17 protein-coding genes are annotated in these 17,233 nt (G+C 74.7%); 11 read left to right on the top strand and 6 right to left on the bottom strand.

The features are described from left to right. Positions 1-283 precede the first annotated feature (283 nt). The 4 genes from tuf (at position 284) to ABZ135_RS14440 (ending at position 4,405) form a co-directional block, all read left to right on the top strand. Positions 284-1,462 carry an elongation factor Tu gene (tuf, locus tag ABZ135_RS14455; RefSeq protein ID WP_356695413.1) on the top strand — a complete coding sequence of 393 codons (1,179 nt, stop codon included), beginning with the start codon at positions 284-286 and terminating at the stop codon, positions 1,460-1,462. A gap of 198 nt (positions 1,463-1,660) precedes the next feature. After that, positions 1,661-2,521: a patatin-like phospholipase family protein gene (locus ABZ135_RS14450; RefSeq protein ID WP_356695411.1), complete on the top strand. Its 861-nt coding sequence runs from the start codon at positions 1,661-1,663 to the stop codon at positions 2,519-2,521. Positions 2,522-2,525: 4 nt separating this feature from the next. Continuing rightward, entirely contained in the window at positions 2,526-3,371 is an 846-nt protein-coding gene (locus ABZ135_RS14445; RefSeq protein ID WP_356695409.1) for a fused MFS/spermidine synthase, read from the top strand. A 101-nt stretch (positions 3,372-3,472) separates the two neighbouring features. Further along, positions 3,473-4,405 (top strand): GNAT family N-acetyltransferase, encoded by a 933-nt coding sequence (locus ABZ135_RS14440; protein ID WP_356695407.1) that lies wholly within the window; start codon positions 3,473-3,475, stop codon positions 4,403-4,405. 59 nt (positions 4,406-4,464) lie between these two features. On the opposite strand, the gene ABZ135_RS14435 is transcribed toward ABZ135_RS14440, so the two are convergent. From ABZ135_RS14435 to ABZ135_RS14425, 3 genes are all read right to left on the bottom strand, one after another. After that, the gene (locus ABZ135_RS14435; protein WP_356695657.1) at positions 4,465-4,794 is read right to left on the bottom strand and encodes an LUD domain-containing protein; all 330 of its coding nucleotides are present in this window, start codon (positions 4,792-4,794) and stop codon (positions 4,465-4,467) included. A gap of 529 nt (positions 4,795-5,323) precedes the next feature. Further along, positions 5,324-6,709 carry an MFS transporter gene (locus ABZ135_RS14430; RefSeq protein ID WP_356695655.1) on the bottom strand — a complete coding sequence of 462 codons (1,386 nt, stop codon included), beginning with the start codon at positions 6,707-6,709 and terminating at the stop codon, positions 5,324-5,326. Beyond that, complete coding sequence (locus ABZ135_RS14425; protein ID WP_356695405.1) at positions 6,706-7,794, bottom strand: hypothetical protein; 1,089 nt, start codon at positions 7,792-7,794, stop codon at positions 6,706-6,708. Before ABZ135_RS14425 ends, ABZ135_RS14430 begins: the two co-directional genes overlap by 4 nt. 109 nt (positions 7,795-7,903) lie before the next feature. Between ABZ135_RS14425 and ABZ135_RS14420 the strand changes: the two genes are divergently transcribed. From ABZ135_RS14420 to ABZ135_RS14410, 3 genes are all read left to right on the top strand, one after another. Further along, positions 7,904-8,341: a DUF4442 domain-containing protein gene (locus ABZ135_RS14420; RefSeq protein ID WP_356695653.1), complete on the top strand. Its 438-nt coding sequence runs from the start codon at positions 7,904-7,906 to the stop codon at positions 8,339-8,341. 218 nt (positions 8,342-8,559) lie between these two features. After that, positions 8,560-11,112: a glycoside hydrolase family 3 C-terminal domain-containing protein gene (locus tag ABZ135_RS14415; RefSeq protein WP_356695403.1), complete on the top strand. Its 2,553-nt coding sequence runs from the start codon at positions 8,560-8,562 to the stop codon at positions 11,110-11,112. Positions 11,113-11,159: 47 nt separating this feature from the next. Next, positions 11,160-11,912 (top strand): DedA family protein, encoded by a 753-nt coding sequence (locus ABZ135_RS14410; protein WP_356695401.1) that lies wholly within the window; start codon positions 11,160-11,162, stop codon positions 11,910-11,912. Positions 11,913-12,066: 154 nt separating this feature from the next. On the opposite strand, the gene ABZ135_RS14405 is transcribed toward ABZ135_RS14410, so the two are convergent. Continuing rightward, positions 12,067-12,630 (bottom strand): gamma carbonic anhydrase family protein, encoded by a 564-nt coding sequence (locus tag ABZ135_RS14405; protein WP_356695651.1) that lies wholly within the window; start codon positions 12,628-12,630, stop codon positions 12,067-12,069. Positions 12,631-12,780: 150 nt separating this feature from the next. On the opposite strand from ABZ135_RS14405, the gene ABZ135_RS14400 reads away from it, so the two are divergent. Next, positions 12,781-13,644 (top strand): acyltransferase, encoded by an 864-nt coding sequence (locus ABZ135_RS14400; RefSeq protein WP_356695399.1) that lies wholly within the window; start codon positions 12,781-12,783, stop codon positions 13,642-13,644. A 120-nt stretch (positions 13,645-13,764) separates the two neighbouring features. On the opposite strand, the gene ABZ135_RS14395 is transcribed toward ABZ135_RS14400, so the two are convergent. Then, the gene (locus ABZ135_RS14395; protein WP_356695649.1) at positions 13,765-14,634 is read right to left on the bottom strand and encodes a DMT family transporter; all 870 of its coding nucleotides are present in this window, start codon (positions 14,632-14,634) and stop codon (positions 13,765-13,767) included. A 104-nt stretch (positions 14,635-14,738) separates the two neighbouring features. On the opposite strand from ABZ135_RS14395, the gene ABZ135_RS14390 reads away from it, so the two are divergent. Together ABZ135_RS14390 and ABZ135_RS14385 are read left to right on the top strand one after the other, a co-directional pair. Further along, entirely contained in the window at positions 14,739-15,311 is a 573-nt protein-coding gene (locus tag ABZ135_RS14390; RefSeq protein WP_356695397.1) for an XRE family transcriptional regulator, read from the top strand. An 82-nt stretch (positions 15,312-15,393) separates the two neighbouring features. Next, on the top strand, positions 15,394-15,954 hold the full coding sequence (locus ABZ135_RS14385; protein ID WP_356695395.1) for a YbaK/EbsC family protein: 561 nt from the start codon (positions 15,394-15,396) through the stop codon (positions 15,952-15,954). 80 nt (positions 15,955-16,034) lie between these two features. On the opposite strand, the gene ABZ135_RS14380 is transcribed toward ABZ135_RS14385, so the two are convergent. Next, complete coding sequence (locus tag ABZ135_RS14380; protein ID WP_356695393.1) at positions 16,035-16,463, bottom strand: CoA-binding protein; 429 nt, start codon at positions 16,461-16,463, stop codon at positions 16,035-16,037. Positions 16,464-16,599: 136 nt separating this feature from the next. Here ABZ135_RS14380 and ABZ135_RS14375 point away from each other — a divergent pair, with 136 nt between their 5' ends. Continuing rightward, on the top strand, positions 16,600-17,226 hold the full coding sequence (locus tag ABZ135_RS14375; protein WP_356695391.1) for a YigZ family protein: 627 nt from the start codon (positions 16,600-16,602) through the stop codon (positions 17,224-17,226). The last annotated feature ends 7 nt before the right edge of the window (positions 17,227-17,233 follow it).

Here is a 17,233-nt window from a genome sequence, read left to right as displayed (position 1 = left end):
AGCGAACTCGAATTGTTGCGCGCTTCAGGTGTCTCTGAGCGCCCCGTAATTCGGTCGACGCCGAGGCGGGGCGCGGCCATGATCGGGGGCATGTACCGGTACGTCTTCCTCGCAGCGCCGTCCGCAGTCGCGGACACGGCCGCGCCGAAGGCTGCCGTTCTCGTGTGCGGCGGCGACCGAAGCTGACCCTTCCCGGACCGTCCGGCGGACCCCACAGGGGGAGGGTCGGTCCGGCCCGGGGGTCCCCGCACACGCTTCGCACACCGAAACGAGCGATTCAGCCATGCCCAAGCAGGCGTACGCGCGCACCAAGCCGCACCTCAACATCGGCACGATGGGCCACGTCGACCACGGCAAGACCACCCTCACCGCCGCCATCACCAAGGTCCTCAGCGAGCGCTCCACCGGCGGACCCACCACCTACGTGCCCTTCGACCGGATCGACCGGGCCCCCGAGGAGGCCCGCCGCGGCATCACCATCAACGCCGCGCACGTCGAGTACGAGACCGACACCCGCCACTACGCCCACGTCGACATGCCCGGGCACGCCGACTACATCAAGAACATGGTCACCGGGGCCGCCCAGCTCGACGGGGCGATCCTCGTCGTCTCCGCGCTCGACGGGATCATGCCGCAGACCGCCGAGCACGTCCTGCTCGCCCGGCAGGTCGGCGTCGACCACGTCGTCGTCGCCCTCAACAAGGCGGACGGCGCCGACGACGAGCTGACCGACCTGGTCGAGCTGGAGGTGCGGGAGCTGCTGACCGCGCACGGCTACGGCGGCGACGGCCTGCCCGTGGTGCGCGTCTCCGGCCTGCGCGCGCTGGAGGGCGACCCGCGCTGGACCGCGTCCGTGGAGGCGTTGCTCGACGCGATCGACACGTATGTGCCGGTGCCCGAGCGGTACGTGGAGGCGCCGTTCCTGATGCCCGTCGAGAGCGTGCTCACCATCACCGGCCGGGGCACGGTCGTCACCGGCGCCGTCGAACGCGGCACCGTCCGCGTCGGCGACCGGGTGGCCGTGCTCGGCGCCGGCACGGAGACGGTCGTCACCGGGGTCGAGACCTTCGGCCGGCCGATGGAGTCCGGCCAGGCCGGCGACAACGTGGCCCTGCTGCTCCGCGGAGTCCCGCGCGGCGCGGTCCGCCGCGGCGACGTGGTGGCCCTGCCCGGCAGCGTCGTGCCGCGCAGCCGCTTCACGGCGCGGGTCCATGTCCTCTCCGCCCGCGAAGGCGGCCGCGCCACCCCGGTCACCACCGGCTACCGACCGCAGTTCCACCTCCGCACGGCCGACATCGCCGGCACGATCGACCTCGGCCCCCACCTCGCCGCCCACCCCGGCGCCACGGTCCCCATGACCATCACCCTCGACCGCCCCGTCCCCCTCGAGCCCGGACTCGGCTTCGCCATCCGCGAGGGCGGACGCACGATCGGCGCGGGCACGGTGACGGAGGTGCTGTGACGGAGGTGCTGTGACGGCGTCGCGTTGACGCGCCTCTGCCACAGCGCGTGGCGCGGTGCCGGAATCCGGGCCTCCGGCCCGGGGGCCCTGGCGGTGTCCGCCGCAGGTCCGCCCCCGCCGGAGGCCCCGCTCCCGGCGCGGACCCCGATCACGACCCCTGCCCGTGGCTCGGCCGACCCTCTCCGCCAGACTTGGATCATGACGGAGACAGCGAGGCGTACGGCACTGGTACTGGGCGCCGGCGGGATGGCCGGGGCCGGGTGGGAGATCGGGGTTCTGCAGGGGCTCGCCGAGGCGGGGACGGATCTGACGACCGCCGACCTCATCGTCGGCAGCTCCGCCGGCGCGGTCGTCGGCGCGCAGGTCGCGTCCGGGGCGTTCACCCTCGACGCGCTCTACGAGAGCCAGCTCACCGCACCCGACGGCGAACTCCCCGCCCGCTTCGGGATCGGCGGCATCCTGAGGTACACGCTCGCCGTCCTCGGCTCGCGCACCCCCGAGGCGTACGGGCGCAAGCTCGGCCGGCTCGCGAGCTCCGCCCGGACCGTCGCTCCGGAGGTCCGCCGTGAGGTCGTCGCCGGCCGGCTCGGGCCCGCCGTCGACTGGCCCGAGCGGCCGCGGCTGCTCATCACCGCCGTCAACGCCGACACCGGTGAACTCGCCGCCCTCGACGCGGACACCGGCATCCCGCTCGCCGACGCCGTGACCGCCAGTTGCGCCATCCCCGGCGCGTGGCCGGTCGTCGAGTGCGCCGGGCGCCGCTGGATCGACGGCGGAGTGCACTCCACCGCCAACGCCCATCTCGCCGCGGGCTACGAGCGGATCGTCGTCGTCGCGCCCAGCGCCGCCGGCAACAAGGTCATCCTCTCCCCGGCCCGGCAGGGCGCCGACCTCGCCGCCGCAGGCGCGCGGGTCGAGGTCATCACACCGGACGCGGAGTCCCGGCAGGTCTTCGGCCGGGGCTCGCTCGACCCGGCCCTCCGCGTCCCGGCCGCCCGCGCCGGACGGGCCCAGGCCGCCGCCCACGCCCGGGCCGTCGCGGAGCTGTGGGCACAATGAGGGCGTGAACGAGCACATTCCCGTCATCCGTGACGTCGACCGGGGCACCGCCCGGCTCATGCCCGACGTGGACACCGAGCGGGGCTGGCTGCTCACCGTCGACGGCGCGCCCCAGTCGTACGTCGACCTCGACGACCCGACGCACCTGGAGTTCGAGTACGCCCGGCGGCTCGCCCACGTCGTCGACCTCGCCGCTGAGGAGGGCGCCCCGCTCGACGTCGTGCACCTGGGCGGCGGGGCGCTCACCCTGCCCCGCTACGTCGCCGCCACCCGGCCCGGCTCCCGGCAGCAGGCCGTCGAGGCGGACCGGGAGCTGCTCGCCCTCGTCGCCGAACACCTGCCGCTCCCGGCCGGCTCCGGGATCACCGTGCACGGCGCGGACGCCCGCGCCTGGCTGGAGAGCGCGCCCGACGCCTCCGCCGACCTGCTGATCGCCGACGTCTTCGGCGGCTCCCGCGTGCCCGCCCACCTCACCTCGATCGAGTACGCCCGACAGGCCCGCAGGGTGCTGCGTCCGGGCGGCGTCTACGCGGCGAACCTCGCCGACGGAGCCCCCTTCGCCTTCCTCGGCTCCCAACTCGCCACCTTCGCCGCCGTGTTCCCCGAGCTGGCGCTGATCGCCGAACCGTCGGTCCTGCGCGGCCGCCGCTTCGGCAACACCGTCCTGATCGCCTCCGACGGCGAGATCGACACCGCGGGGCTCACCCGCCGCACTGCCGCGGACCCGTTCCCCGCGCGCGTGGAACGGGGCGAGGACCTGACCCGTCTCACCGCCGCCGCCCGCCCGGTGCACGACACCGACGCGGTTCCGTCCCCCTTCCCCCCGAGCGGCGGCTTCGGCATCGGCTGACCCGCCGGCTGACCCACCGACTGACCCGCCGGCCGACCGCGCACCGGTCCCCCTCGGAAACCAGGTGCGGACCGGCGGCGCGGTGGTGTGTGATCGGGGCCATGGCGACGATGCTGGAGATGCCCGGACCCGAGGGACTGCGCGAGGCCGTGGACGCGCTGCGGGCGTGGCAGGACGACGCGGCCCCGATGCAGCTCCATCCGGGAGACCTCGGCTGGTTCTGGCGCTCGGGTGCCGAAGCGACGGCCGCGGCCGTCCGGACATGGCGCCGGGACGGACGGATCCTCGCCGTCGGGCTGCTGGACGGCCCCCGACTGCTGCGGCTGACGACCGCGCCGGACGCCCGGCGCGACGAGGAGCTCGCACGGCGGCTGGTGGAGGACGCGACCGAGCCGGAGCGCGGCGTGCTGCCCGCGGGCCGGGTGAACGTCGAGGCACCGGCGGGCGCGCTGGTCCGGGATCTGCTGGCCGAGGAGGGCTGGGGCCTCGACGAGCCGTGGACACCGCTGCGCCGCGACCTCACGGATCCGGTGGAGGACCCGGTGGAGGCCCCGAACGTACAGACCGGCGAACGGACCGGCCCACGGAACGGCGTACGGAACGGCCTACGGATCGAGGTGGCCGGGCCGGAACGGGCCCACGAGGTCGCCGCCGTCCACCGGGCGGGCTTCGAGGGGTCGACGTTCACGGAGGAGCGCTGGCACGCGATGGCGGCCGGACTCCCGTACACCGAAGCCCGGTGTCTGATCGCCTACGACGACCGGGACGACCGGCACGACGCGGTGGCGACGGTGACCGTCTGGTCGGCCGGTCCCGGCAGGCCCGGCCTGCTCGAACCGATGAGCGTGCACCGGGACCACCGCCGGCGGGGCCACGGCAGGACCATGTCCCTCGCCGCGGCCGCCACGCTCCGGAGTCTCGGCTCGTCCAGCGTCCTGGTCTGCACCCCGAGCGCCAACGTCGCCGCCGTCGCCGCCTATACCTCCGCCGGTTTCCGGCCCCGCCCGGAGATCAGGGACCGCTGCCGGTCCTGAGCGCGGACGCCGAACGGACCCCGGGCCGGCCCGGGCCGGGCCGAGTCGGGCCGAGTCGGTCAGAACCCGATGGCCTCCCGCAGGAGGAGCACGGTGCCGCGCCCGGGGCGGGGTTCCGCGTGGAGGACGAGCAGGCTGTTGACGGCGCTGGGCCTCCCGTACGCGGCCCGGGCGCGGACGTTCTCCAGCGGGAGGGCGTGCTCCTCGACGCGGCGCAGCGCCGTGCTCAGGTCGGGCACCACCTTCTGCGCGCCGACGACCCAGACCGCGTGGGCGGCGCCGCCCGCGTTGGCGGGGAGCTGGCTGCCGCTGCCCGAGGCGAGGACGAGCGAGCCGGTCTCGGTGACCGCGGCCACGCTGTTGACCACGTAGGCGGGACCGGCGACCAGCCTGCGGATCTCGTCGGCGGCGGTGGCGCGTCCATGGCGAGGACGCGCGGCCTGACGGCGTCGTACCGACCGCCCGCGTTGAGGTCCTCGTCGATGCCGGACAGCCGCAGGGTCTCGCTGGCTCCGGTGAGCACGACGGCGCCCTCGGGGATCAGATCCTTGACGCGGGCGCGCGCCTGCGCGGCGTCGTCGAGGACCTCGGCGGCGAAGCCGTTGGCCCGCAGCGTGGCGGCCACCCGCTCCAGTCGTTCGGCCGACGCGGGTTCGGTGAAGGAGGACGCGGCCGGAGCCGGGCCGGTCGCACCGTGGTCCCGCATCATCGCCGCGTCGGTGAACTCCCCGCGCAGCGCCTCGGTCTCGACGCGGTCCGCAACGTCCTGGAAATCGTTCATCGAAGTCCCCTCTCGGTCCGGCTGTCCGGTTGCCGCCCTCACCGGTGCGACGCCCTTACGACTCCGCAGGGCGCCGGAATGTGAGGCGGCGCGTCGAGGCGGAGGGAGGGGGACCGCTCCCGTCCCCCGCCTCCCGACTACCGCGCCCCGGACTCCGAGGCGGCCCCGGACGCTTCGGCCGTCCCGGACGCTCCGGCCGTCCCGGCAGGTCCGGCCGCCGTACCCGAACCCGGGACCGTCCCCGAGGCCGGGACCGTCCCCGAGCCCGGGACCGTCCCCGTCCCCGTCCCGCCCGCCACCTGCTTCGTACGGCGGGTCAGGTTCCGTACGTCCGGCACGAGGAGCACCAGGGCCGTGACGACCACGATGACCGCGGCCGACCCCCACAGCGCGTTGCTCCGGCCGAAGGCGCTCTCCGCGGGGCCGGCGAGCGCCGTGGAGAGCGGGACCATGGCCGTGGAGCCGAACCAGTCGTAGGCGGTGACCCGGGACAGCTTCTCCTCCGGGATCTCCTGGTGCAGCGCCGTCATCCAGGAGACGCCGAACACCTCGATCGCGACCCCGCTGACGAACATCGCCGCCGAGAGCCCGACCACGTCGAGCGGCACGGCGAGCGCCGCCGAGGGCAAGGCGATCGGGAAGACGCCCAGGGTGCCCACGAGCAGCAGCCGGCGCGGCTTCCACCGCATCATCAGCACCGCGCCGGCCAGGGTGCCGACGCCGAACGCGGCGAGCGCCAGGCCCCAGGGGCGGGCGCCGCCCAGCTCGTCCCGGGCGACCAGCGGTCCGTACACCGACTCGGCCGCGCCCACCAGCGCCACCACGACGGAGAACTGGGCGACGATCGACCAGAGCCAGGGCCGGCCCGCGACCTCGGCCCATCCCTCGCGCAGATCGGCGAGGAGCCCGCCGCCCGGCGCCCGTTCGGGGATGTGCCGGACGTCGAGGAAGGCCCGCAGCGCGCCGGCGACGGCGAAGGCGGCCGCGTCGATCGCGAGGACCCAGCCGGGCCCGACGGCGGCGATCATGGCGCCGCCCAGCGCGGCCCCGCCGATGCCGGCGCCCGACATGGCCATCCGGAAGAGGGCGAAGGCACGGCTGGCCTGCTCACCGCTGACGCTGGACATCAGCATGCCCTCGGCGGCCGGGCTGAAGAACGCCTGCCCGGTGCCGCACAGCGCGGTGAGCAGCATCATGTGCCACAGCCGCGCCTCGCCGGAGAGGACGAGCACGGCGAAGACCGCCTGTGAGACGAAGTTGAGGGCGTTGGCGGCGACCATCACCCGGTGCCGGGGCACCCGGTCGGCGATCGCGCCCCCGATGAGCAGGAAGAGCACGAGCGGCAGGGTGCGGGCCATCGCGACGAGGCCGACGTCGCCGCCGTCACCGCCGGACTGGATGACGGCGAACGCCGCCGCGATCAGGGCGCCGTGGGTGCCCAGGTTGGTGACGATCGCGGCGGCGGTCAGCAGGACGTAGTTGCGCCCGGCCCAAGCGGGTATCCGGGCGCGTACGCGGGTCAGGACGACCCCGGCGCTTCGGGGGCGAGGCGCACGGTGGAGACGATCTGCTTGATGGTGGCGTCCGGGAGCTCGTCCTTCACGCCCTTGGCGGCGTACAGGACGAAGGAGGAGAAGTCACCCTTGGCGTTCTTGAAGGAGAAGGCGACGGACTTGCCGTCCGACTCGCACTTGTTGCGCTTCTTGATGCCGGGGGCGACGGCCGTGGCCATGCTGCCCTGGAGACCGGCCGTGGTGGTGAACGGCACGGCCTTGGTGATCTTGATGGTGCCCTTGGGCATGTGCTGGGCATAGCCCGCCCAGACCCAGTTGCCGGCCTCGTTGTAGGCCGCCTCGGCGGTGTCCTTGGCGCCCTGGCCGCCCTTGGTGCCGGCCGAGCTCAGGCCCCAGGTCTCCTCGCTGCCGTTCTGGTCGGTGTCCACCGCGCACCAGTTGCTCTTCAGGTGGGCGGGCGCGGACATGGTGACGACGGGGGAGCCGTCGCCCTTCTTCTCGTCCTCGAAGTACGTGACGACACCGGGCTTGGAGAGCTCCCAGTCCGGCGGTACGTCGAAGAGCGTGCCGTACTTCGGGTTGTAGACGACCTTCCAGCCCGGGATCGTCGGCTGGTGGCCGGCCCCGTCGCGCGGGTTGTCGATCGACGGCGAGGCCGGGGCGGCCGGCGTCGCGGACGTCGACTGCGCCGGCTTCGGGTCGTCCGCCTGGTCCTCCTTGTCGCCCTTGTCGAGGACCAGGTAACCGGCGACACCGGCGGCGGCCAGCACGGCCACGGCGGCGACGATCGCCACCAGGGTGGTCTGCTTCTTCTTCCCGCCGTCACCGCCGCCCGGCTGCACCGGGCCGGGCACCGCGTACTGCGGCACGGTCGGCTGCTGGTACGGGTTGGGCTGGCCGTAGCCGCCGGGCGGTGTCCCCGGTTGCTGCTGGTACGGGTTCGGCTGCCCGTACCCGGCGGGCTGTGCGCCCGGCTGGGTGTACGGGTTCGGCTGGCCGTACCCGCCGGGCTGCGCGCCCGGCTGTGCGTACGGGTTCTGATTCTGGTCCTGCGGGTTCTGCTCGCCCCCGGGCGGCTGCTGTCCTGGCCACATGGCCAGTAACGATAGAGGTGCGGCCGGTGGCGGGCTACGGCCGCCCCCGTGCGGGGATGGCGAAGACTGCTACTCGCGGGTAACATCGCGGCCCATGAGCGCAGACCAGATGACCGTCGGCGAGATGCTCGCCGCCACGGTGCCCATGGCCAGGACCCTGAACCTCGAGTTCCTGGAGACCACCGCCGAGCGCGCCGTCGTGCGCCTGCCGGACCAGCCGGACTACCACAACCACGTGGGCGGACCGCACGCCGGCGCCATGTTCACCCTCGCCGAGTCCGCCAGCGGCGCCATCGTCCTGGCCGCCTTCGGCGACCAGCTCGGCCGGGCCGTGCCCCTCGCCGTCAAGGCCGAGATCGGCTACAAGAAGCTCGCCATGGGCGTCGTCACGGCCACCGCCACCCTGGGCCGCCCGGCCGCCGAGGTCGTCGCCGAACTCGACGCGGGCCGGCGCCCCGAGTTCCCCGTCCGCGTCGACATCACCCGCGAGGACGGCGCCGTCACCGGCGAGATGACGGTGGTCTGGACCCTGCGCCCGAACTCCTGAACCCCGCCTCGGGAATCGGCCCCGCCTCGGGGATCGGCCCCTCGGGCCGACCCTCGGGGCCGGCGGATCCCGGCCGGGCCCGGGGGGCGGCCAGGATCCGCCTCGGGCGGCGTCCCGGTGGGGTTTTCGGCACGGCGGCGACGAATCGGACGAACCGTCACGCATAGTGCGGTCAACGCATGATCGCAGGAATCGTGCCGGTTCGAAGGAGCGCCGCCGTGCCCCACGCATCCACCCCGGACCCGCGGGAACAGCCCGCCACCGCTCCTGAGCCGCGCCGGGTCTCCCGGCGCCGGCTGCTCCTCGCCCTCGCCGGCGCGACCGCCCTCTCCGCCGTCCCCGTCGGCACGGCGCGGGCCCACTCCGCCCCCGCAGCCGGTGAGCGGGTCGCCGACCTCCTCGCCCGGCTCACCCTCGACGAGAAGACCGCCCTGCTGCACGGCGCCACCGACCCCGAAGGGCTCGGGCAGGCCGGTTACGTGCCCGGAGTGCCACGACTCGGCATCCCCCCGCTGCGGCTCGCCGACGGGCCCGCCGGAGTCCGGGTCCGCGCGACCGCCACCGCGCTCCCCGCGCCCGTGATGCTCGCCGCCGCCTTCGACCCCGGCCTCGCCCGCGCCTACGGGCGCGTCATCGGCCACGAGGGCCGCGCCCTCGGCCAGGACGTGCTGCTGTCCCCGATGGTCAACCTCATCCGCACCCCCTACGCGGGGCGGAACTTCGAGACCTTCTCCGAGGACCCCCTGCTCTCCGCCGACCTCGTCGCCGAGGAGATCCGCGGCATCCAGGCCGAGGGACTGATCGCCACCGTCAAGCACCTCGCCCTCAACAACCAGGAACGCGACCGGAGATTCGTCGACGTCCGGGCCGGCCGACAGACCCTCCACGAGACCGAGCTCCGCGGCTTCGAAGCCGCCGTCGCCGCCGGCGTCGGCACCGTCATGGCCGCGTACAACAAGGTCGACGGCGCCTACGCCACCGAGAACCGCACCCTGCTCACCGACATCCTCCGGGACCGGTGGGGCTTCGACGGCTGGGTCATGAGCGACTGGGGCGCCGTCCACTCCACCGGGCCCGCCCTCACCGCCGGCTGCGACATGGAGATGCCCGGCGGCGCGCACTACGGCGCCGCCCTCCGCCGCGCCGTGCGCGAGGGCCGGATCGACGAGGCCGTCGTCGACACCGCCGTACGCCGCATCCTCTCCGTACGCGAACGCTTCGGCCTCCTCGACGAGCAGACCGCCGCCCGGCCCGAGCGCGACGCCCGGGCCGGCGCCCGCCTCGCGCTGCGCGTGGCCACCGCCGGCGCGACCCTCCTCCGCAACGAGGGCGGCGCGCTGCCGCTCACCGGCCGGGCCGCCCGCTCGATCGCCGTCATCGGCCCCACCGGCTCCGTGCCCTTCGTCAGCGGCGGCGGCAGCGCCCATGTCGTCCCGGACGCCGCCACCAGCCCGCTCGACGCCCTGCGCGCCCGGGCCGGCGATCGGGCCACCGTCACGTACGCCCTCGGCGAGGACGTCCAGGGCAGGGCCCTCGCCGACGCCGGGGCGCGCACCGAACCTGCCCGCCCCCTCGACCCGGTGGACGTCGCCGCCGACGGGATCTGGACCTACGAGGGCACCCTCACCACCACGGCCGACGACGACTGGAGCTTCTTCGTCCACTACGGCGGCCGGCGGCCCACCGTCACCCTCGACGGCGAGGACCTCTTCGGGGCCGGCGTCGCCACGTACTACACCGGCGGCATCGGCGGTCGGGCCGCCGACGGACTGACCGTGCGCCGCGCCGACCGCCGCCTCTCGGCCGGTCCGCACCGGATCACCGTCACCGCGCAGGGCGGCGCCGAAGGGCAGCGCTTCCGGCTGCGGGCCGCCAACGGCGCCACCCGGTCCGCCGACGTCGCCGAGGCCGTCGCCGCCGCCCGTGCCGCCCACAGCACCGTCCTCTTCGCCTACGAGGACGCCACCGAGGGCCGCGACCGCACCAGCCTCGCCCTGCCCGGCCGCCAGGAGGCCCTCATCCGGGCCGTGACCGCCGCCAACCCGCGTACGACCGTCGTCCTCAACACCTCGTCGGCCGTCACCATGCCCTGGCTGGCCGACACCGCCGCCGTGCTCCAGATGTACTACCCGGGCCAGGAGGGCGGCCCCGCCACCGCGGCCGTCCTCTTCGGCGACGTCGACCCCGGGGGCCGGCTCACCCAGACCTTCCCGCTCACCGAGGACGCCCACCCCACCGCCGGCGATCCCCGCCGCTACCCCGGCGTGAACGGCGTCGAGGAGTACAGCGAGGGCATCCACGTCGGCCACCGCTGGTACGACGCCGAGGGCGTTACTCCGCTCTTTCCGTTCGGCCACGGCCTGTCGTACACCACCTTCGCGTACGAGCGGCTGGGCGCCGTCCCCGTCGGCGACGGCCTGCACGTCGGCTTCACCGTCGTCAACACCGGACGGCGCACCGGCATCGAGGTGGCGCAGGTGTACGTCGGCCCCTCGCCGGACCTCGCCGCCCTCGGCATCGACCAGCCGCACCGGCTCCTCGCGGGCTACCGGCGGCTCCGGCTCGCCCCCGGCGAACGCCGCCGCGTCACGATCCGGGTGGCCGCCCGCACCCTCTCCTCCTGGGACGAGGCCCGGCAGCGCTGGGTCCTGGGCACCGGCCGCCGCCATGTGTGGGCCGGGGCCTCCTCCCGCGTGCTGCCGCTGCGGGCCGAGGCCGTCGTCGGGGCCGCTGCCGGGGCCGAGGTCGGGGCCGAGATCGGGTCCCGCTGACCGGGTAGGCTGCCGGGGTTCGGTCGCCGATTCGGGAGAGGTAACCCGTGCACGTCCAGGAGTGGCTGGAGACGATCCCCGCGGTCGCCGTCTACGCGCTGGTCGGGGTGGTGATCGGCCTGGAGAGCCTGGGCATCCCGCTGCCCGGCGAGATCGTCCTCGTCAGCTCGGCCCTGCTGGCCTCCCAGCACGGCGACATCAACCCGTACGTCCTCGGCGCCTGCGCCACCGCCGGCGCGATCATCGGCGACTCGATCGGGTACGCGATCGGCCGCAAGGGCGGCCGGCCGCTGCTCGCGAAGCTCGGGAAGCGGTTCCCCAAGCACTTCGGCGAGGCCAACATCGCCCTCGCCGAGCGCTCCTTCCAGAAGTGGGGCATGTGGGCGGTCTTCTTCGGCCGCTTCGTCGCCCTGCTGCGGATCTTCGCCGGGCCGCTCGCGGGCGTGCTCCGCATGCCGTACTGGAAGTTCGCCCTCGCCAACGTCTTCGGCGGCATCCTCTGGGCGGGCGGCACCACGGCCGTCATCTACTCGGTGGGCATCGTCGCCGAGGCATGGCTCAAGCGCTTCTCCTGGCTCGGCCTGGTGCTCGCGGTCCTCGTCGGCCTCGCCTCGATGCTGATCCTGAAGAACCGCGCCAAGAAGGCCGCGGCGACCGCTTCCGCCGAGGCGGCGCCGGCCGGCGAGGATGCGCCGGGCGGCGGGGACGTGCCGGTCGCGGAGGGCGCGACGGTCGCCGAGGGTGCGCCGGTCGGCGAGGGCGTGCCGGTCGCCGTGCCGGCGAGGGCCGCGGCCGAGTAAGGGCCGGTCGGGGACGGCCCGGACGGGACGGGCGGGGACGAGTGGGCCGCCCGGGGCCCGTCGGGCGGGGCGGCCGAGGGGGCCGCCCGGTCGCCGGGCCCCGGGCGGGAGTCGGGCGCGGCGGCGGCCGAGGCCGCGGGCACGCGCCCCCGGCCTACTCCCCGAACGCCTCCGCGTGGCCCTTCGCCAGGTGCAGATACATCTCGGCGTTGAGGCGGATGCCCGCCTGCTCCTCCTCGGTCAGCGGACGCCGCACCTTCGCGGGCACGCCCGCGACCAGGGAGCCCGGCGGCACCTCCATGCCCTGCGGGACGAGGGCCTGGGCGGCCACCAGCGAACCGGCGCCGATCCGGGCGCCGTTGAGGATCGTGGCGCCCATGCCGACCAGCACGTCGTCCTCGATCACACAGCCGTGGACGGTCGCGTTGTGGCCGACCGTCACGCGCGCCCCGATCGACACCGGGAAGCCCGGGTCGACGTGGACCGTGCAGTTGTCCTGGACGTTGGCGTCCTCGCCGATCTCGATCGGCCCGCAGTCCGCCCGCAGCACCGCGTGGTACCAGACGCTGGCGCGCGGCCCGAGCGTCACCTCGCCGAGGACCACCGAGGTCGGCGCCGTGAAGGCCGTCGGATCGACCTTCGGCTCCTTGCCGCCCACGCCCCTGATCAAGGCCCCGGGCACCCCGGCCGCCCCCGGCACCCCGGCCGTCCCGGACATCCCGGCCACCTCCGGCACCTCTGCCATGTTCTCGCTCCTGCTCGCTCGGATCATCGGTCGCGCCTCGGGCGGAACACTAGTCCGGCCCCATGACGGACATCACAGGGCATCGCACTGATCAGCCATGACACCGCCGACTACGGTGTCCGGGTGCCCCGGAACAGAAACACGTTCTCATCGCTGACCGCCTGGCGGCGCCGTGTCGTCGCCCGCGCCCTGCAGAGCGGCTGGCGCCGGATCCAGCAGGCGGGCGCCGTGACCGCCGAGCACCCGGGGCGGCTGCGCTTCCGCGGGATCGGCGAGGGCACCCGGCTCGCCTTTCCCCAGGGCACCGTCTTCGGCGAGCCGTGGATCGAGATCGGCGCGTGCTGCATCATCGCCGAACAGGTCACGCTCACCGCCGGCATGCTGCCCGACCTCGACCTCGGGGCGGACACCGTGCTGACCCTCGGCGACGGGGTCGTCCTCGGCCGGGGCAGCCACGTCATCGCGGACGCGCCGATCACCATCGGCTCGGACACCTACTGCGGCCCGTACGTCTACATCACCTCCACCAACCACAGTTACGACGACCCGGACGTCCCCGTCGGTCGGCAGTGGCCGCGCTCGGCGCCGGTCGTCATCGGACCGGGCTGCTGGCTCGGCACCGGCGCGGTGATCCTGCCCGGCGCCCGGCTCGGCCGGAACGTCGTGGTGGCCGCCGGGGCCGTCGTACGTGGTGAGGTGCCCGACCACGCCGTGGTGGCGGGCGCGCCCGCGAAGGTGGTCCGCTCCTACGACCCGGAGCGGGGCTGGCAACCGCCCCTGCGTACGCCCGCGCCCCAGCCGATCCCGGACGGCATCACCCCCGAGCAGCTCGCCGCGCTGGCCGGGCTCGACGCCGAGGAACTCGAGACGCTGGAGCGGCTCGAACAGCTCGGGAAGCCCGGGAAGCCCGGGATGCTTGACGGGCCGGCCGAGCGGGCGAGGGCGAGGGCGGGGGAGCAGGGGAAGCTGTCGGAGCCGACGGCCTGAGGGCGCGGACGCGCGGGCGGCCGAGCGGAACGGTCCCTACGCGCGCGGGGTGCCTGCGGTCGGCCCGTGGCGTGCAGAAGGGCGCGGACGCGCGGGCGGTCAAGCGGCCGGTGCCTGCGGTCAGCCCGTGGCCAGCAGGACCGTGCCCACCAACGCGAGCCCCGCGCCCGCCGCCTGCACCGACCGCAGGCGTTCCTTGAGCACCCCGCGGGCCGCCAGGGCCGTCACCACCGGGTAGAGGCTGGCGAGGACCGCGGCGATCGTCACCGGGCCGCGCTGGGCGGCGAGCGCGTACGTGCCGTTGGCGGCGACGTCCGCGAGGCCGACGAAGGCCAGGGCCGGCACCGCCGCCGCGACCGCCCGCAGACCGCCGCCGCCCTCCGGCAGCGCCCGCCCGCCGCGTCGGACGGAGAGCCACAGGGCGCCGCCGCCCACGGCCACATTGGTCACGCGCTGCACGAACAGGGCGAGGAAGAGGCCGGTCAGCGTCGTGGACGCCTCCGCGATCAGGGCCATCACGGCGCCGAATCCGAAGGCGGCGACCAGGGTGAGCAGCACTGCCTGCCGCTGCACCGGCGCGCCCCGCAGCTCCGGGCCGCCCGCCAGGACCACGCCCGCGATCGCCACCACGATCCCGGCGAACTGGAGCAGTCCCGGCCGGTCGCCCAGGAGCAGGCCGACGCCGACCGGGACGACGACGCCGAGGGAGCCGAGCGGGGAGACCACGCCCATCGGGCCGAGCGCGAGGGCCTTGTAGAAGGCGAGCATCGCCGCGGGGCCGACGGCGCCGGCCGCGACCGCGTACCAGAGCCGGGGGCCGGCCTCGCCGAGGGCGCCGGTGGCCAGCACGAGGGTGCCGAGGACGACGACGGCGATCGCCTGCGAGACCACGACCACGGTCAGGGCCGGGAAACGGCGCGTGAGCAGCCCGCCGCCGAAGTCGGCGAGGCCCCAGAGGAGACTGGTGGCCAGGGCGAACAACGCCGTCAGTGCCGTCATGGGGAGGGCCTCGCAGTACAGTGCAGTGAACAATCGGGTGCACCACACGGTAGTACAGCCTGTTGAACTCTGTCATTCAAAATATTGGACGGAAAGTGTCGGACCTCGATCAGCTCACCCAGTCGCTCGCCCGCAACCTGAAGCGCTGGCGCAACGAACGCGGCTTCACGCTGGACGCGCTCGCCGCCCGGGCCGGGGTCAGCCGCGGCATGATCATCCAGATCGAACAGGCCCGCACCAATCCCAGCGTCGGCACCACGGTCAAGCTCGCCGACGCGCTCGGCGTCTCGATCACCACCCTCCTCGACTACGACCAGGGCCCCCAGGTCCGCCTCGTCCCGCCGGAGCAGGCCGTCCGCATGTGGTCCACCTCCACCGGCAGCCACACCACGCTCCTCGCCGGCACCGAGGCACGCGGCCCCCTGGAGCTGTGGCACTGGACCCTCATGCCCGGCGACGGCAGCGCCTCGGACCCGCATCCCGACGGGACCACCGAACTGCTCCACGTCGTCTCCGGGACGCTCACCCTCGTCGTCGAGGGCGAGGAGCACACCGTCCCGGCCGGCACCTCCGCCGTCTTCGAGAGCAACGTGCCGCACGCCTACCGCAACGAGGGTGACGAGCCGGTGGAGATGACGATGGCGGTCTCCGTCCCGCCCGCACGCTGAACCGGCCGGCCCGGCGCCCCGCCCGGCCCGTACGCTGAGACGGTCAACCCTCCCCGGCAGCCCGCTTGTTAGCGTGACTCGCATGCGCGCACCCATCGGAGACTTCGACGACGCCCGGCCCGCCCCCGACTGCCTCGACCTGCTCACCGCACCCGTCGCCGCCGCCGTGCGGGCCTGGAGCGGAAGCGTGCCGGCGGACCGGATCCTCTACGTGGACACCGACCCGGCCATCGCCGACACCGCCGTCTTCGTCGAGCACTACGGACAGCGGTTGCTCGACGAGTCGGCGAACTGCGTGATCGTCGCCGGCCGGCGCGGCGAGACCACCACCCTCGCCGCCTGCGTCGTCCGCTCCGGCACCCGCGTCGACGTCAACGGTGTCGTCCGCCGCGAGCTGGGCTCCCGCAAGGTGCGCTTCGCCCCGATCGAGACCGCGACCGGAGACACCGGCATGGAATACGGCGGCATCACGCCCCTCGGCCTGCCCGAGGGCTGGCCGGTCCTCGTCGACGCCACCGTCGTCGACACCGAGTGGGTCCTCGTCGGCAGCGGACGCCGGCGCGGCAAGCTCATCCTGCCGGGCAAGGCGTTCGCCGAGCTCCCCGGCGCCGTCGTCCTGGAGGGCCTGGGGGGCGAGGCATGACGGCCGACGGCGCCGGGGCCCTCGCCCGGCCCGGAGCCGACCACCGGATCGGCGGCTTCCGCCTGACTCCGTAGGCCGGCTCAGCCGAGCTTCGGTATCTCGATGGCCGGGCAGCGGTCCATGACCATGTCCACACCGGCCTCGCGGGTGCGCGCGTACGCCTCGGTGTCGATCACGTCGAGCTGGAACCACACCGCCTTGGCGCCGATCGCGACCGCCTCGTCCGCGACGGCCCCCGCGAGGCCGCTGTTGACGAACACGTCGACCACGTCGACGGGGAACGGGATGTCCGCCAGCGACGCGTACCCCTGCTCCCCGTGCACCGTCTCCGCCTTCGGGTGCACCGGCACGATCTTCTTGCCGAAGCGCTGGAGGATGGCCGCGACCCCGTGGGCCGCCCGCGCCCGGTTGTTGGAGAGCCCCACGATCGCCCATGTGTCGCCGCTCTCCGTGAGGATCCGGCGGACGGTCTCCGACTCGGCCTCGGCGGCCCTGGTCTCCACGCTCATCTGACGCTGCCCTTCGTGAATCGACTGTTCCCTGGGATGAACGACCCACGGCCCCCGGTCCTTCCCGCCCCGCCCCCGATCCGTCCCCGATCCCGTCCCGTACGGGGCGCGGCGCGCGGGCGCATAGGCTGGCGTGATGCAGGAGCAGTACCTGACGCTCGCCGCCGAGGGCGTCCACGAGACCGAGATCAACCGCTCGCGCTTCCTCTGCGCGCTCGCGCCCGTCGCCACCGAGGAGGAGGCGCAGGCGTTCGTCGCGCGCGTCCGCCGCGCCCACCCGACCGCCACCCACAACTGCTTCGCGTACGTCGTCGGGGCCGACGCCTCCGTCCAGAAGGCGTCCGACGACGGCGAGCCCGGCGGCACCGCGGGCGTCCCCATGCTCCAGATGCTCCTGCGCCGTGAGATGCGCTACGTCGCCGCCGTCGTCACCCGCTACTACGGCGGCGTGAAACTCGGCGCGGGCGGCCTCATCCGCGCGTACGGCGGCGTGGTCGGCGAGGCGCTCGACACCCTCGGCACCGTCACCCGCCGCCGCTACCGGCTCGCCACCCTCACCGTCGACCACCAGCGGGCCGGCAAGCTCCAGAACGACCTGCGGGCCACCGGCCGCGCCGTGCGCGAGGTCACCTACGGGGCCGCCGTCACCATCGAGATCGGGCTCCCCGACGCCGACGTGACGGACTTCACGGCCTGGCTCGCCGACGCCACCGCCGGCGAGGCGACCTTCGAGCTGGGCGGGGAGGCGTACGGGGATGGCTGAGCCGGCC

This window comes from Streptomyces sp. NPDC006339, from assembly GCF_040612775.1.
GTDB lineage: Bacteria > Actinomycetota > Actinomycetes > Streptomycetales > Streptomycetaceae > Streptomyces.
This window is presented reverse-complemented; position numbering and strand designations above follow the sequence as displayed.